This is a genomic window from Terriglobus roseus (assembly GCF_900105625.1).
Taxonomy (GTDB): Bacteria; Acidobacteriota; Terriglobia; order Terriglobales; family Acidobacteriaceae; genus Terriglobus; species Terriglobus roseus_B.
This window is the reverse complement of sequence record NZ_FNSD01000001.1, coordinates 2463767-2479023: the sequence shown is the minus strand read 5'-3', so window position 1 is coordinate 2479023 and position 15257 is coordinate 2463767. Positions and strand designations below refer to the sequence as shown.

Below are 15257 nucleotides of genomic sequence, written 5' to 3'. Positions count from 1 at the left end.
GATTCGGAAACCGCATACCATCGCAAGAGTTTCCTAACCGGGGCGAGCGTGCTGTCGGGACGGGAGTCCAATGTGGGGAGTGGTAGAGGAAGCGGATGCACTGGTCGGGCCGAAGTCTGCAAGTAGCGGCGTTTTGCATGGCGTATGCGATCGTCGTGCCGCTTTGCTCCGGGCAGGGCGCGCAGACGACCGCGCAGGCCTCGTTGCCGTCCGCCCCCGTGGGGTGGCTCCGCTATGCCATCCCGCCAGACCCGCCGCGTTATCACGACATGCCACACGCTGTGGTCTTGCTGGGCGACGCACCGGAAGAGAATGAGGCGGCGGAGGAACTTGACCGCGGCCTGGGTCACATGGTCGCCGGTACGGACATGCTGCTTCACCGGTTTGACCCTCGGCTCGACGCTATCGTGCTTGGCACTACCGACGCGGTGCATCGGGCGCGGCTCGCGCGTTTGCCCGGTTGGACTGAGAAGGCCCTCCCTGAAGAGGGCTTTCGCATCGTCCATCTGCGGCGCGGCATTCGGCACTGGTGGATCCTGCAGGGTGGTTCGCCGCGTGCCGAGTTGTGGGCGGCGTATCGCTTTGCCGCGCTGGTCGCGGCAGACCAGCAGTTGCCGGATGAGCTGATCGAATCACCGAAGATCGCGAATCGCGTCCTCGGGATCGACTGGCGTGACGGAAGCATGGCCGGCGACGTGCGCGACACGGCACGACTGATGGCCTCGGTCGGGTTGAACGGCCTGGCCGTGCGTGGCTCGCTACCTCCTTCAGCATTTCAGGATCTGACCAGGACCCTTCGCAGTTTCGGCATTCGCACGTGGCGTGAGGATGCGGGAAGCCAACGGACGCTGGTCCCATCGGGATCGGCGACAGGCGCGCGAGATGCACTCCCCATCCGCGAGGGAATGGTCGCGGGCGAGCAGATGGCTGGGCTTGGATCATCCCTGCCTGCGGGAGGCGGCCCTCAGCTTGTGGAGTTTGCGCTTGCGCCCGGCGGAGTGACCATGCCAGCCCTGCCGATGGAGGCCTGGCAGCAGGCACTGCGCACGCCGGAAAGGCCGGCAGGAACACTGCTGGATGCGGTCGCAGCAACTGGGATCCTGGCGCGTCTGGAGCCAGAAGCTGCGGAAGCCCTTCCGACCAATCCGCTGCTGCAGGCCAACCTGTACGCCTTCGGCCGTACGGCATGGGATCCCTCACTCACCGCTGACCGTGTGGTGGACGAGTGGGCGCGGCAGACGTGGGGTAACGATGCGCGTGTCTTCGCTGTTGCCAAGGGGATCGTATTAAACAGCGCTGCCGCGTATGTCGACCTGGTATCGCCCATGGGTCTGCCCCCGCTATTGAACGATAGGGGAGAAGGGCCGCGCATGGCCGATGCCGCTGCGCTTGCCGACGAGCACGGCATTGGCGTCGAGCGCGCCGAGGCGCTGGAGGGCTATCCGGATAGCTTTGCCGCGGAGTTGCGCGACCCGGCGCAGGTGCCGGACCGCTTGCTGCTGGGAGTGCATCGCGTGCCGTACCGGGCCACGCTGCATAGCGGTAAGACGGTCGTACAGAGTTTCTACGACGCCCACTTTGCCGGCGCCTCGGAGGCGGCAAACGCTCTCGATGCGTGGGAGGGCACGCAGGAGCTGGTGGAGCGCGGATTGCTGGACGGAGAGCGCTACGCTGTCATGCACGCGCTGTTGGAAGGAGCGACACGACGTGCGGAGATCTGGCGTGAGAGTGCGACAGAGTGGCTGCTGCGTGTGAGCGGCGTACCCGATGCCTCAGGCTTCGTCGGCAGCCACCCCGCACGCACGGAGGCGGAGTCGATGGAGAGCATCCGCTACGCTGCGCGGCGTGCGAAGGTGCCCGAGGATGCGTCAGGCGGTGCCGCCTCGGTGTGTCACGACGCGGCAGAGTGCTCCGTGTCCACGCACTTCCGTGGTGAGGAGAATGTCTACCGTATCGAGGTCGGCTATTTCGACGAGACCTCTGCGACATCGCAATTTGAGCTGCGCTTGAACGGGAAGACACGGGCCCACTGGAGCAACATGCGCCGCCCCGGAGGGGACTCTGAGTGGACACCAGACGGAGCGCTGGCGGAGCGGTTCGTGATCAATGGCATTCGGCTGAAGCCCGGCGATGTCGTCGAACTGCGTGGCACCGGCGGCGAAGCACCGCTGGACTTTCTCGAGATCACACGGGACCCGCGGTGGAACTGATGGTCGGTCATTCATGCGCTTGCAGTTGCCCAGGCGTCGGAAGCGGTCGCTGACCTCCGTCCACATCGTCAGCGGTGTAAGCTTTGGACATTCCCTATGCCCAGCATTCGCAGCATCGTAACGGCCGAGCAGGCCCGGGGACGGACCGTTGGGGCCCTGTTTCTTCTTGGCTTCGGCGAGTTGTGGCTGTTGCTTGGACTGGGTGCAGTAGCTGGTTCGCATCGGGCAGCGCAGGTGCTTGTTGCTGCTGCCGGCGTGGCATCCCTCGCCTTGTCCCTTGTCTTGCTGCAACGCGGGAAGCTGCTGCCCGCCGCTGCACCCGACGCTGAGGCGGAGGAGCGTTCGCGGCGCATGTTCCGGGCCGTGAACATCATTCAGTGGGTCTCGGTCGCGACGGCTGCGACGATCCTGGGCATCCTGCACCTGAGCGAGTATGTTGTGACGGCGATCGCCATCATCGTCGGCCTGCACCTGTTCCCATTGGCGAGCACCTTTCGCAACCGGCAGCACTACGTCACGGGCACTCTGTTGATCCTGTGGCCGTTGGCTTGCCTGGCGACGCTGTCCCGCGCGCAGGTCTCCGGCATCACGGCGCTGGGCGCGGGTGCTGTTCTGCTGCTGAGTGCTGTGTCTACGCTGGTTCGTCTTGCCGGTGCGTTGCGGCGCGGCGGCCGCTCGAATCTTCCGCAGGTGGTGGGCGTGGCGGAGCGGCCTTAGGGCCGTTCCACCTCCCACGCAGCGTTCTCAGTTGCGACGCATGGGCCGGTCAGGTTCCATGGCCTTGAGCATCTCCGGATGCATGGACCGACTGCAGATCTCATAACACTCGCAGGCCTTCGCCATCAGGCCCGCGCGGTCGAGAATGCGGACGGTCCCCCGCGTCACGCTGATCAGGCCACTGGACCGCAGCGGCTGAACGATCGCGGAGATGGTTGTGCGCCGCGTCCCCAGCATCTCGGAGAGGAACTCCTGGGTCATCAACAGCGTTGGCGAATCGATCAGGTCCGATGCCATCAGGAGCCACCGGCAGAACCGGCCCTCGGCCTCGTGACGGAGATTGCACGCAGAGAGCTGCGCCGAGATGTTGAGCTGCCTCTGTACGACCTCAAGCACTTTCCCCTGGAACTCGTTTGATGTGGCGAAGAGTGACTGCAGCCACTGCCGGGATACCTGGAGCCCGCGGCCGGGAATCTGGACGATGCACTCCGGGTGATTCAGGTCTGGACCAATCAGTGTGGAGGAGCCGGTAAAGCCTTCCCGGCCCAGCATACCGACCTCAGAGGCCGCTCCGTCCATCATGGTGACTACCAGCGACGCCATGCCTGAGGTAAGGAAGATGAGACTGAGAGGTGCCCTGCCCGGCCGCACCAGGACCGTCTTCAGATCCAGTTCGCAAGGTCGAGCATTCGTAAGAATCAGGGTGCGGAGAGGCGCAGAAAGACTATCAAGCAGGAGATTGCCGGTTGGGAGCATCGGCTCCTTCAATTCGTCGTAGAGGCGACTGAACGCATACGTATGTCAGATATCAGACCGATGCGGTCTGTGTTGTATCAGACTTACACGGGTCGACTATCCGCTGTGTAGTTCAGCCGACATACATGCGAAATTGTCAGGGCAGCCTTTCCACCTTGTAGGTGGAGGGTATGTGCGGGGCTTCAAACTGCTCGTCATCGAGCTGCGAATTCAATGCGAGCTGCGTGATGGTGACGCGCAGCGTCAACCCGTCGATTGGACGACGGATGGTGATCTTCGAGGCGAAGGTGTTCTCGCCGAAGAGCTTGTAGTCGTCGTAGTTGACGACGGTGACGAGCTGGCCCTTTTCGTCATAGACGTCCTGCTGGTAAGGCAAAAGCGTTGCGCGACCGATGTGGATGACGCGCTGCGTCTTGAGCTCGGTGCTGTTGGCAACGGAGCGGTAGATGCCCAGGTCGTACTCCGGCTCATCCACGACGTACTTTTTGGTCGGGTCCGGCTGGTAGATGCGGTCGTCGGAGACGAGTGACACCATCTCATCGGGCTTCGCACTGCGGATCAGCAGCGAGTCCGTGAAGAACTGCGGTCGCAGATTCTTGAGCGCGTTCGTTGAAGTTCCGGGCGAGTCGTTCGATCCAATGGTCGCCTGGCTGATGGGTGGAATCGCAAGGGTGAAGGTCTTGCCGTCCGTCACCATATCCACCATCTTGGTGCGGATGGCGGGCGCCAGGCCGATGAAGTGGAAGTCGCCCGGCTTGCGCATGAGGATGTAGCCGGTGAAGGAGGTGTACGTGACCACCTTGCCTTCCTTGCCACCGCCGGTGGAAGCTGTCATCTCGACCGACGCCTTCAACGTCTGGATATGGTCGAATCGCTCCGTCGTGGACTTGACGATCTCGTCCAGGGACGACGAGAGGACCTTCGCCGGGGGATGGGTCTGCATCACCGACCGGGTGGTGCGGAGGCAGCCGCCAAGTGCCGGCAAAAGGCAGAGCAGGACAAACGCCTTCGCTCGATGCTTGAGTGTCTTTTCCAAACTTCCAGTCTATCCGTGAGGTCGTCCCGGCGGGGGCGCGGCAATCTGCGCCGTCCAAGGGCTCACAGGGTCAGATGGTGGTAACCGCCCTCGCGATGGATTTTCTTGGGGGTCGATGTTCAGAGTTTGTAACATCTTCCACCCGGAGACCGGGAGGGAGCTTAGCTCTTCCAAGGCCGGGCGCTAGCGGATGCCCTTCCGATAGCTTTCGACCTGGTCGGCATGCTCCTTCAGGCCGGCAGAAAACTGCGTGTGGCCGGTCGCGTCCGCGACGAAGTACAGATTTTCCGTTGTTGCAGGCTGCATGGCGGCACGCAGGGCAGCGGCACCCGGCGAGCAGATGGGCCCGGGCGGCAGGCCGGTGTGGCGATAGGTGTTGTAGGGCGAATCGAAATCGAGGTCGCTGCGATGGATGACGCCGGTCCAACGGCCAGCCTGCAGCGCCGCGTAGATGACGGTGGGGTCGGTCTGCAGGGGCATCTTGCGGTCCAGCCGGTTGGTGAAGACGCCCGCGGCCTCGGTGCGTTCGTTGTCAAAGTGGACCTCCTTCTCCACCAGCGAGGCGAGGATGACGGTGCGCGCGATGTCTGGTGTGGTCAGCAGCCCCAGGGTTGCCGCCTCCTTTCGGAAGCGCCGGACCATGGTGTCCTGCATGGTGCGGACCGTGGTGTGGCGGCTGAAGCGATAGGTGTCGGGATACAGATAGCCCTCGAGCGATGTCGCGGTCGGGGCGAAGGCGCTGACGAGGTCGGCGTTGGTATGGGCTGTCTTGAGGAAGACCTCGTGGCTGCCCAGGCCGGCGGCCTCAACGGCTGCGGCAATGTCGTACAGATTGAAGCCTTCGGGGATCGTCACGGCGCGGGTGTACACGTCGCCCCGGGCGATGCGCGCGTAGATGGCAGCGGCACTTGCCGGGTCGGCAAAGCGGTACTCCCCGGCCTTCAGGCTGCCGCCCTTCCAGACGCGCAGCAGAAGAAAGGCATACCGGCTGCGAAGGACGTGGCCATCCTGCAGCCTCTGCGCCATCTCAGTGGAGCTGGTGCCAGTGGGCAGGTCGATGAAGACCTCGCCGGGCGGTGTGTCCGGTGCATAGACCAGGAAGCCGACCGCGCCGGCAGCGATGAGGATCAGGAGGAGCAGGACGCCAAGGAACTTCACAGAGACAATCTCTCACAGGACGAGAGCCGGAAACAGGCGACAGGCAGGTGGGGGTCACGCCTTCTTGCGCATCGGGCGCTGGCTGCCTCAGTTGGGTGGGGGCATCGTCTTCCGGCGACAGGTTCACCGGTCGAGTCGATGCATTTCCAATCCCGGGAGAAGGACGGCGTTTGTAGTCCAGAGGCGATCTTTGTCTTTCCATCCGCTGCACTTTGTAGCCTGCACAACTTATGGTGCCGATAAGGGAAATCCTCATCGGGCAAGCGGAAATAGCTTGCCAAAGGAACTTCTTAAAAGCGAAGATAAGGCGAATAAAGCGAGGCTAGACTATGAGCTATACCACCGCCGCCCTTTGCCGATGGGCCCAAGACTTTTGGGGTGAAATTTCATAAAAATCGCGTTGACTTGAGATTTCTGCCCGTCTAGTTTCGGGGCACTCAAGACGACGGCCAAGACCCCGCACGCGGTGCGGACTGACCTGCGGATCCAGCGCGGGCATAAGGACTCTTATGCCATTTTCGAGTCGCGCGGGAGCCGTGCAACCGGGGCAACGCCCTTCCGGATGAGAGGCCGCAGAGCCGATCCACCGGTGGGCACAACCAGTCGGAGACCGACCCGGCAGAGCTCCCATCCAGGCTGGGGGCGGACCGGGCGGGCACCGACGGCAAGAGGTGAAACGAACATGGAGTACTTGCGAAGGGACTTGAAGGTGTGTGAAGGGTGCGGCGGCTTGTGGGTCCGCACCGGAGCAGCCGCCGGTATCTATTGCCGACACTGCGGACCGCGGATGGCGGACCTGCCACCGCGCCGCAGGTTGCGGACCGGCAGACCGTGCCGAGGCATCCGGCAGACGGCAGCGAAAGAACCGATGACAGCGAACCAGCAGCAGAGCCAGGGAGGTGCGGAATGAAGATTTTGCAGATGCCAATCCGGAACGTCGCGAACGCAGAAGTTTCCCATACAGACGGTCAGGGTGGTGTCCTGTCGCAGGTGTGGGCCACCGAGGGAAACCTGGCACATGCGGTACTTCTCATCCATGCCGAGGCGGATAGCGCCTCTGCCGGCCCTCAGCCCGTTCTTTCGCCGGTCCTGACGCCGGCGGTGAAACCGGCAGGGGCCAGCGCCGAGCGCGAGCGCGCCGCGACGGTCTTCCGTACGGTGCTGGCGCCGGGAACGGCCTTCTATCGTACGTACACCGAGGCCATGCTTCGGCGGTATGGCGTGCTGTCGCTTGAAAGCGGACGTGTGCCGTCGCTGCTGGGGCGGGAGATGTTCCGCGGCAAGGTCACCAGCTACCGGGTGCATGCGTTTGACGACGTGGTGATCTTCGTTCACGACGTGGAGCGCTGCATCCAGCAGCTTGCGCCGGAGCAGCAGCGGCTGATCCTGCGGATTGCGGTGCAGGAGTACACCCTGGAGGAGACCGCCGCGATGCTGCGGCTAAGCCTCCGTTCGACCCGTCGCCGGTACATGCAGGCACTGGACGAATTGACCGGCGCCTTTCTGGACCGTCGCCTGATGGAGCGTATCGATGGAAATCGCTGTCAAGAGGGTGCGGGCTCGGTTAAGCTGGTAAGTTATACACCTTAAATGGCTTACGCACCAAAGAAAGTTGGCCGGTGACTTCCGCGCCAATTGTTATCCTGAATAGGCGAGTTGAGAAAGACGGGGTTCTGGCCCCGGACGAACGGCTCGGACGATAAGCAGAAACGGCACGGGAGGCGCGCAAGCGTCTCCCGTGTTCGCGTTTGCGGCAGAGAAGGACGAGTGAGAGACGGGAGCGTATGAAGGCAAAGACGATCGACGGGGTGACAGTGCCTTCCAGGCGATCCCGGGCGAAACCGGGAACGATGCGGGAGGAGACGGGCATCGCGGCGGATTACGACCGGTCGGTTGGCGGGGTGTTGCGACGGTGCGCAGAGGCCCGCGCGATGCCGGAACCGTTAGAGCCGCAGATGCTGCCTCCGCTGCAACTGCGCCGGGCGCGGTCCAGGTCTCCGGAAAAATGTGCGAAGTATATTCAGCGCGAGATGTCGCGCGCGTTGCCGGAGATCTGGGCGATGCTCCTGAGTGAGACTACGGAACATAAAAACCTGGCGGCGCTGAAGCTGCTGTTGCATCTGGTGGTGCTGTACGGCGGCGCGCCGACACGGGCCGCTGCAACGAGGGCATCTCGGACGGCGAATGCGGGATTCGCACGACGCATGCTCGGCGAGTTCCGGCAGCGCAGCGCAAAGGCTGAGGCGGCTGCCACTGCCACAGCGGCAGGGCAGGCGGCATTGCCCTCCGAGATCTGAGTCGGGCTGCGGTGAAGTTCAAGTTTGGAAGACGGCTGTCGCGGAGCGCGCCGGAGGGGGCAGGGATTTGAGGAAACAAAGTGAAGGAGTGCGCATGAGAGCGAGCGGGGCAGGTTGCGAACCGATGCCTCTGGCGGCCGGTCTGCTGCTGTGGCTGGTGGCCGCACTGTGCCTTGGCGTGAGCCTGCCGGCAGAGGCGCAGGTGGCCACAACGTCCGTGAGTGACACGGTCTTTCATGCGAATGGAACCGCTGCCGCGGGGACTGTGCTGATCAGCTGGCCGGCATTCACGTCGGCCAGCGGTCGGACGATTTCCAGGGGTAGCACGTCTGTAACGCTGGGAGCTGGCGGCCGTTTCACCGTATCGCTAACATCGAACGCTGGAGCCACACCGGCCGGCACCTACTACACGGCGGTGTATCACCTGGATGACGGCACGGTGAGCCGCGAGTTCTGGACGGTGCCGGTGAGCGCGGTTAGTGTGACGCTGGCGGCAGTTCGTACCAGTGTTCTGCCATCCAGCGTTACTATGCAGACGGTAACAAAGCAGCCTGTGGACCAGGCAACTGCGCAGGCGACCCAGACTGTATTGCAGCCGGCAGGCACGAAATTGCAGACGAATTTCCTGAACGGCCAGCTGTATGCGAAAGAGTATCTCTCGCAGGCGGGCAACGACGGCATCACAAACGCGCTGACCAGCGGTGACTGTGCCGCCGGTTGCAACGTGGTTGCGGACCGGACCTATCCGGGCAACGAAGCATTCTCTTTCCACGCGGGGAAGACTTTGCTGACGGATCAGCGCGGGGGGAACAACGCGGTCACGGTCTTCAATCCGTGGAAGGGTGGTCCGTCACAGAGCCTGGTGAGTTATGTCAGCACTCCTGCGAATCTTCTGCCGACTGCGCACGCGACGGCGAGCTCGGTGACGCAGGTCGCGCTCGCTGGAGGAAACAACCTGTTTCCGCAGGATCTCGGCGCGACCTTTCCTTACTTCAAGACGACGTACACCGCGGAGGACATTCGCGGATTGAACTACACGCCGGGACAGCACGTCCTGACAGGGTTGATGCAACACTGCTACGGCGTGGGCGACTGCCTGCTGGGTGGGCAGTTCATCTACAGCTCCGGCGGGAATCGCGACAACGCGGATGAGGGAGCGCATCCGTACGACATCTCGGTCTCGGAGGATACCGCCGTCTTCCAGGGAACCTGTACAACGGGATGCAGCACAGGATCGACACAGGTAACGGTGACGGCGACATCGGGCGCGGCGACGCAGGGTGAGGGGCGTTACCTGATTGATACGGCGCCCTCCAAGACGATCGCCACCGGAGCCATCACGGGTGGCAGCATTGCGGGCGTGCATGCGAGCGCACAGTTTGCGGGAACGTCATTCCCGGTAAGCACGTTGTTTCGCACGGCTTCGCTGGCAGTTCCGCAGAAGACGATCATGGCTCCGGGTACGGTGACGCTGGCGATTGCAACCAGCGATGTGCCGAATGGCTTCTCGACCAACACGGCCAGTGCTCCGGCGACATCCGGCATCGCATGCATCGCCAATTCGCAGGGCGCCGGGGATTATTTTGAGACCGCGCCGTACACCATTGTGGACGGCAGTCACATCCAGTTCACTTTGTACAAGCCGCATACGCTGGGCGCGACGGTTGCGATCGGCGGCCTGTGCGGCTATGGCGTGGAGCAGACGGTGGACACGGTCAACGGAATCCGTGAGGTGTTCCCTGTCATCGCCTCCACATCGCCGACGTCCCTGTATTACTCGTCGCTGTTGTCGACCGTTCTGGGTATGTCGCTTCAGACCAGTGCCTACTCCAACCTGTCGTCCAGGATTACGACGATGCAGCGAGCGGGCAACGTGGTTACGGTGAACCTGGCCAGTGATCTGTCGGGTGATGTGAACGGTCTGCAGGTGACGATCAGTGGCGCGACGGATGCCAGCTTCAACGGGACATTCCCGGTGACCACGAATTCGGCAAACCAGTTCACGTTTTCGCAGACGGGCGCCGACGCCACCACAGCCGGCGGTACTGCAGGTGTGCTGACGGGCAGCTTCGTGCTGTACCCCATGGTGGAGGTGCGGAGTGTTCTGAATACGTCGACAAACCAGGTGGACGGCACGATGACGCTTGCGCCGAATAATGTGGCCTGGTCTGCGGGCGACCCCGTGGAAGAGCCGCACTTCTACTCCCAGCGCGTTCGAGCTGACACGACCTACGTGACCCAGTACATGCCACGCGGCAGCAGTGCCATGAGCGCTGGCATTTCCTATAACGGCACAACAAGTCTCGGCATAACGGGCTGGCAGGTGTACAACAACTCTCCGGCCAGCCAGTACTACGGCAACGGCGGGACGCACGTGCCGCCGACGGCGGGCATGGCGGTGAAAGGCCCATGGATCTCCTCCATGGATCTGCAGGCGGGCGACCAGACGGGCATCCTGATGCGCTGCAACTCGCATGGCTGCAATCGCTGGAACTCTGCCTATAACCTGTTCGCGCTGCAATCAAATGGGCCGCGGTATGACACGGTGAACTACACGCCATCGACGTCGACCATGACGTTCAACATGAATGGTGCGCTGTATACGCTGTCACCAACGGCTCTGTCTGCTGGAACGATCAATGCGACGACACTGAATGTCGCACGGATCAATGGCATGCAGGCCGCGACGTCCGGCAGCATCGGCGGTGTCACACTCGGGCCGGCGGCAACGGCATCGGTCTTATCGAACGTGGCCACCAGTGGCAGCGCGGCAGATCTCACAGGGCTCGCGGCCTCCGCGACCGTGGATACGACAAATGCCTCAAACATCACCCGCGGTACGCTCGATCCGGCGCGGCTGCCTCCGGGGTACAGCAGCGGCGTATGTGCGACCAACCTCCCTTACAGTGCGACACCGGTCTTTGCGGTGACGTGTGCCAATGCGACCTTCCATGTGCCGTTGAACGGCAACATCACCTCAGAGAGTTTCACCGGGCTGGCTGCCGGAGAACACATCACGCTGATCTTTCAAGTGGGCGCCACTCCGGGGTACACGGTGAGCTGGAGCGCGAATGTTCATGGCGGCTTTCTTACCAGCAGCACCAGCGGAGCCGCGGGCTACACGCTTGCGGGCAAGTACCTGGTACAGCAGCTGGTGGTGGACACTGACGGAATAACACTTCTGAATCCAGGAGCAATCAATGAGTAAGCGAACCATGCGCGGTCTCGGCGCGATGCAAAGGGCAGCCCTGTGGCTGCCCTTTTGCTTTGGAGCAGCCATGTCTTTTCTCGCAGCGACGCATCCGGCAGCGGGGCAGACGACAGGACTGCCGCCAGCGATCTCCGGCGGTTGCAGCATGATTGCGGCCGGTGAGGTGACCTGTACGAAGACGGCGGGTACGGCGTTTGCCGCGTCGGTGACGGTGGATGCGACCAACGCAGGGAACATTGCCACCGGAAACCTGCCGGTGACGCGTATCGCGACAGCGCTCGCATCGCCGTCGGTGGTTGGTGATGACACGAACTGCCACTCTGTCTGCACTGCGACGGACACCATCAAGCGCGTCGGCCTGGCTGCCTTCTAGGAGCGAACATGGGGAAAAACGAGGATTGGACGCAATTGCGCGCGATGCTCGACACCCCGATCGGCGCTGTCCTGGCGCCGGAACGGTGCATCGTGGTGAGGGATAAAGGCGGAGGCCTCGTGCCGTTGCATGCCAACCGCGCGCAGCAGTCGTTTGCTGAACGTCGAGGCACGGAAAACATCGTGCTGAAGGCGCGGCAGATGGGCATCAGCACGTGGGTTGCGGCGCGCTTCTTGCTGCGTACGCTGCTGGTGCCTGGCACGACGACGTTGATGGTGGCTCACACGCGGGAGAGCGCGGAGTCGCTGTTTGCGGTGGTCGCGCGGATGTGGGAGAACCTGCCCACGGATCTGCGCGACAGCGTCGGCTCGCCGGGCCGGGCACGTCTGGGGCAGTTCACGTTTCCTGAGATTGATTCGGAGTTCCGCATTGCCAGCGCGGCGGAGCCGAATGCGGGGCGCGGTCTGACGGTGCACAACCTGCACTGCAGTGAGGTGGCACGTTGGGGCGGCGATCCGGCGGAGACGCTGGCGGGACTGCGTGCGGCGCTGGCGCCCGGCGGCGAACTGGTGCTGGAAAGTACGCCGAACGGCGCGTACGGATGTTTCTACGAACAGTGGCAGCAGGCGGAGGCGAGCGGCATGGTGCGGCACTTCTTTCCGTGGTGGTGGGAACCGGCGTATGTGGGTATGCCGGTTGTGAAGACCACCGCGGAGGAGGCCGCATTGGCCGCGCGTCACCGGCTTTCGGCGGAGCAGCTTGGATTCCGCCGGGAGCTGGCACGGCGATTCGGAGCCATGCGGTCCCAGGAATTTGCGGAGGATGCGGTGAGCTGCTTCCGCGAAAGTGGTGCGTGCTTTTTTGATCGGGAGGTATTGGCGATGCGAACGAAGGAAGTCACCAGGCCACTGGAAGTGCGGCGCGACAAGTCACTGCAGGTGTGGTTGCCGGCAGTACCGGGCAGGAGCTACCTCGCGGGCGTGGACTCGGCGGGTGGTGGCAGCGAGGGCGACTTCAGCGCAGTGCAGCTGATCGATGTTGCGACGGGAGTGCAGTGTGCGGAGCTGCAGGCTCGGCTGTCTCCTCGGGACCTGGCCAGAGCCGCGGCCGAGCTGGCGCGAGAGTACAACGGCGCCATGCTGGTGGTCGAACGGAACAACCACGGCACGGCGGTGCTGGCATACCTGGAACAGGAAACGGGCGCGAATATCTACACGGGTCGCGATGGCCTGCCGGGACGGATGACTGATGTTGCATCCAGGCCGCGCATGCTGAGCGACATGGCTGTGCTGCTGTCGCAGCGTCCGGAACTCTTCCGCAGCGAACGACTGCTGGGCGAATGCCGCAGTTTTGTTACGGATGAGCATGGGCGCGCTGCTGCGGCTCGCGGATCACATGATGACCTGGTGATGAGTATGGCCATCGCGCACGCCGTACGCGGATTGATCGCGACGTAAGCGCCGGAAGCGGGACAGAGGGCAGATGAATCGCGCGGCCGTTGGTATGCTGCCGGGGAGGAATTACGATTTGGCGGTCCAGGCAGTGCAGGCGATACGCAGGATGCGCGGCGGTGCGCAGAGCCACCTGATGCTGGGCGCGGATGGCAAGCTGTGGGTGGTGAAGGTGCGCAACAACCCGCAGGGATCGCGGGTGCTGGCGAACGAACTGATCGCAACGCGCCTGTCTGAAGCCGTCGGGCTGTCGGTGCCGGCATGCGATGTGATCGACGTAAGCGGCTGGCTTATACGCAACTCACCGGAGATGTGGGTAGACATTGGCCGCGGCGAACGATCCTTGTGTGCGGAGGGACTAGCCTTCGGATCGCAGTTCGTAGGCGGACTGATGCCCGGGCAGGTGGTGGATTATCTGCCGGCAGAAAAGGTGGCCGACCTGCGCAACGTGCGGGAGTTCGCAGGGATGCTGTGCCTGGACAAGTGGACCGGAAACAGTAACGGCAGGCAGGCAGTGTTCGCACGCGGGCCTCGCGAGAGGAAGTATCGCGCGGTCTTCATCGATCAGGGATATTGCTTTCATGCGAACGAGTGGCGCTTTCCCGACTCGCCGATGCGTGGCGTGTACGCGCTGAATGCTGTCTACGAAGCGGTGACGGGGTGGGAGAGCTTCGAGCCATGGATCACGCGTGTGGAAGAGATGCGGCCCGAGGTGCTGTGGAGCATCGCAGAGGCGGTGCCACCGGAGTGGTACGGAGGAGATCCATCGGATCTGGAACAGCTGATGGAGCAGATGTTGAAACGCCGCAGTCGCGTACGGGAGTTGATTACGGCCTTTCGCGACTCTTCCCGCGTGCCATTCCCGAATTGGGGCTCGATGGTGCGATCGGTTGTGCCGACAACGTTCCCGATGGCGAGTCTGGCGACTAAGTTTGTGATGTAACGTTCGCGTTGTTCTCGTTGATCGTTACTCTCGTGGATCGTTCCTTTTGTCCTCCGTGCAAGGTCGCGATGGACTACGGCAACGCGAAGAACGACGGCAACGCCGAACAACGACAGCAACGGGCGACCAGGGAGCCAATGCCGGATCGGATCCAATGCGAGTTCCACCTCCTCCGCTATGTGCCGGATGCGGTGAAGAACGAGTTCGTGAACATCGGCGTGATGCTGCGGGAGGCAGGCCGGGTCGATACGACCCGCGTCCGTTTCACGCGGGACTGGTCACGCGTGCGCTGCATGGATCCCGACGCGGATACGTCGCTGCTGGAAGCCATGGAGGGCGAGCTTGCCACGCGGGTACGGGATGGCGGCACCGGATCGAAGCCGGTGATGCAGATGCTGGAGGAGTCGCTGTCGACCTCTGTGCAGATCACGGAGAGTCGCGGCGCGCTGGCCGAGAGCGTGCCCGTCGAGATGGAGCTGCTGATGCGACTGTATGTCGAGCCGATGCGAGAGAAGGTGGTGCGTCGCAGGTCGGGTCGTGCCGGTATCGCCGCGCAGATGCGCAGTACCCTTGAGCGAGCGGGCGTGTGGGATCTGATGCGCAAGCGCATCCCGGCCAGCCAGTACACGAGGCCGGGCGATCCGCTGAAGCTGGACTGCGGCTATCGCCCGAATGGGGTGATCCGGATCTTCCAGGCGGTGTCGCTGGAGGGCGACCTGGAGGCGGCGAAGGTGCTTGCCTACTCTGCCGATCGCCTGCGTGAGGGTGTGCAACGTGTGGAGCAGGCGTCGCTGGACCTGGCCGCGATTGTCGAGCCATGGCGTACCGTCGCAGGTGATAGCGGGGAGGCGGAAGATCGTTACCGCTTCGGCGTCGAGACGATGGAGGAGCAGGGGTTGCGGGTGTTGACGGTGGCGCAGTTGCCAGGCGTGGCGGAGACGGCTCGCAGGGAGTTGCGGGTGTAGGGTCGCGCTTCGCGCGATGTCCCACCCTTCGCTTCGCGAAAATGGGGGCATCCGCCTTCGATGGCGGATCAGAGATTTTGTACGAGGCGTGGCCATTCTGGCTGCGCCTTTTCGTTTTGGAAGGGAGGTTCGTGTGAGGG

12 protein-coding genes are annotated in these 15257 nt (G+C 63.2%); 9 read left to right on the top strand and 3 right to left on the bottom strand.

Annotated features, from left to right (window positions below):
• Positions 1-137 precede the first annotated feature (137 nt).
• A complete protein-coding gene (locus BLW03_RS10265) occupies positions 138-2210 on the top strand; it encodes an alpha-glucuronidase family glycosyl hydrolase (protein ID WP_074653827.1) in 2073 nt (690 codons plus the stop codon).
• Between the two features lie 96 nt (positions 2211-2306).
• Positions 2307-2927, top strand: a complete 621-nt coding sequence (locus BLW03_RS10260) for a hypothetical protein (RefSeq protein WP_074653825.1) — start codon at positions 2307-2309, stop codon at positions 2925-2927.
• 27 nt (positions 2928-2954) lie between these two features.
• Here BLW03_RS10260 and BLW03_RS10255 read toward each other — a convergent pair whose 3' ends face one another.
• From BLW03_RS10255 to mltG, 3 genes are all read right to left on the bottom strand, one after another.
• On the bottom strand, positions 2955-3683 hold the full coding sequence (locus BLW03_RS10255; protein WP_074653823.1) for a Crp/Fnr family transcriptional regulator: 729 nt from the start codon (positions 3681-3683) through the stop codon (positions 2955-2957).
• A 136-nt stretch (positions 3684-3819) separates the two neighbouring features.
• Positions 3820-4719, bottom strand: coding sequence for a hypothetical protein (locus BLW03_RS10250; RefSeq protein ID WP_074653821.1), 900 nt, complete (start codon positions 4717-4719; stop codon positions 3820-3822).
• A gap of 183 nt (positions 4720-4902) precedes the next feature.
• Positions 4903-5877 carry an endolytic transglycosylase MltG gene (gene mltG, locus BLW03_RS10245; RefSeq protein ID WP_074653819.1) on the bottom strand — a complete coding sequence of 325 codons (975 nt, stop codon included), beginning with the start codon at positions 5875-5877 and terminating at the stop codon, positions 4903-4905.
• Between the two features lie 906 nt (positions 5878-6783).
• Here mltG and BLW03_RS10240 point away from each other — a divergent pair.
• The 7 genes from BLW03_RS10240 to BLW03_RS10210 all read left to right on the top strand — a co-directional run bounded on the left by BLW03_RS10240 (position 6784) and on the right by BLW03_RS10210 (position 15117).
• Entirely contained in the window at positions 6784-7467 is a 684-nt protein-coding gene (locus tag BLW03_RS10240) for a sigma factor-like helix-turn-helix DNA-binding protein (protein ID WP_244502038.1), read from the top strand.
• Positions 7468-7661: 194 nt separating this feature from the next.
• Positions 7662-8174, top strand: coding sequence for a hypothetical protein (locus BLW03_RS10235; RefSeq protein ID WP_074653816.1), 513 nt, complete (start codon positions 7662-7664; stop codon positions 8172-8174).
• 124 nt (positions 8175-8298) lie between these two features.
• Positions 8299-11382, top strand: coding sequence for a hypothetical protein (locus BLW03_RS10230; protein WP_074653814.1), 3084 nt, complete (start codon positions 8299-8301; stop codon positions 11380-11382).
• Positions 11375-11758, top strand: a complete 384-nt coding sequence (locus BLW03_RS10225; RefSeq protein WP_074653813.1) for a hypothetical protein — start codon at positions 11375-11377, stop codon at positions 11756-11758. Before BLW03_RS10230 ends, BLW03_RS10225 begins: the two co-directional genes overlap by 8 nt.
• An 8-nt stretch (positions 11759-11766) precedes the next feature.
• Complete coding sequence (locus tag BLW03_RS10220) at positions 11767-13215, top strand: terminase large subunit (protein ID WP_074653811.1); 1449 nt, start codon at positions 11767-11769, stop codon at positions 13213-13215.
• Between the two features lie 70 nt (positions 13216-13285).
• Positions 13286-14152, top strand: coding sequence for a HipA family kinase (locus BLW03_RS10215; RefSeq protein WP_244502037.1), 867 nt, complete (start codon positions 13286-13288; stop codon positions 14150-14152).
• Positions 14153-14289: 137 nt separating this feature from the next.
• On the top strand, positions 14290-15117 hold the full coding sequence (locus tag BLW03_RS10210; protein ID WP_074655922.1) for a DUF3037 domain-containing protein: 828 nt from the start codon (positions 14290-14292) through the stop codon (positions 15115-15117).
• The last annotated feature ends 140 nt before the right edge of the window (positions 15118-15257 follow it).

Excerpts from the sequence above, each read along its gene's own strand:
- BLW03_RS10230 (WP_074653814.1), top strand. The coding sequence starts at position 8,299 with ATGCCTCTGGCGGCCGGTCTGCTGCTGTGGCTGGTGGCCGCACTGTGC.
- BLW03_RS10265 (WP_074653827.1), top strand. The coding sequence starts at position 138 with ATGGCGTATGCGATCGTCGTGCCGCTTTGCTCCGGGCAGGGCGCGCAG.
- BLW03_RS10235 (WP_074653816.1), top strand. The coding sequence starts at position 7,662 with ATGAAGGCAAAGACGATCGACGGGGTGACAGTGCCTTCCAGGCGATCC.
- BLW03_RS10210 (WP_074655922.1), top strand. The coding sequence starts at position 14,290 with ATGCCGGATCGGATCCAATGCGAGTTCCACCTCCTCCGCTATGTGCCG.
- BLW03_RS10220 (WP_074653811.1), top strand. The coding sequence starts at position 11,767 with ATGGGGAAAAACGAGGATTGGACGCAATTGCGCGCGATGCTCGACACC.
- BLW03_RS10225 (WP_074653813.1), top strand. The coding sequence starts at position 11,375 with ATGAGTAAGCGAACCATGCGCGGTCTCGGCGCGATGCAAAGGGCAGCC.
- BLW03_RS10240 (WP_244502038.1), top strand. The coding sequence starts at position 6,784 with ATGAAGATTTTGCAGATGCCAATCCGGAACGTCGCGAACGCAGAAGTT.
- BLW03_RS10260 (WP_074653825.1), top strand. The coding sequence starts at position 2,307 with ATGCCCAGCATTCGCAGCATCGTAACGGCCGAGCAGGCCCGGGGACGG.
- BLW03_RS10255 (WP_074653823.1), bottom strand. The coding sequence starts at position 3,683 with ATGCTCCCAACCGGCAATCTCCTGCTTGATAGTCTTTCTGCGCCTCTC.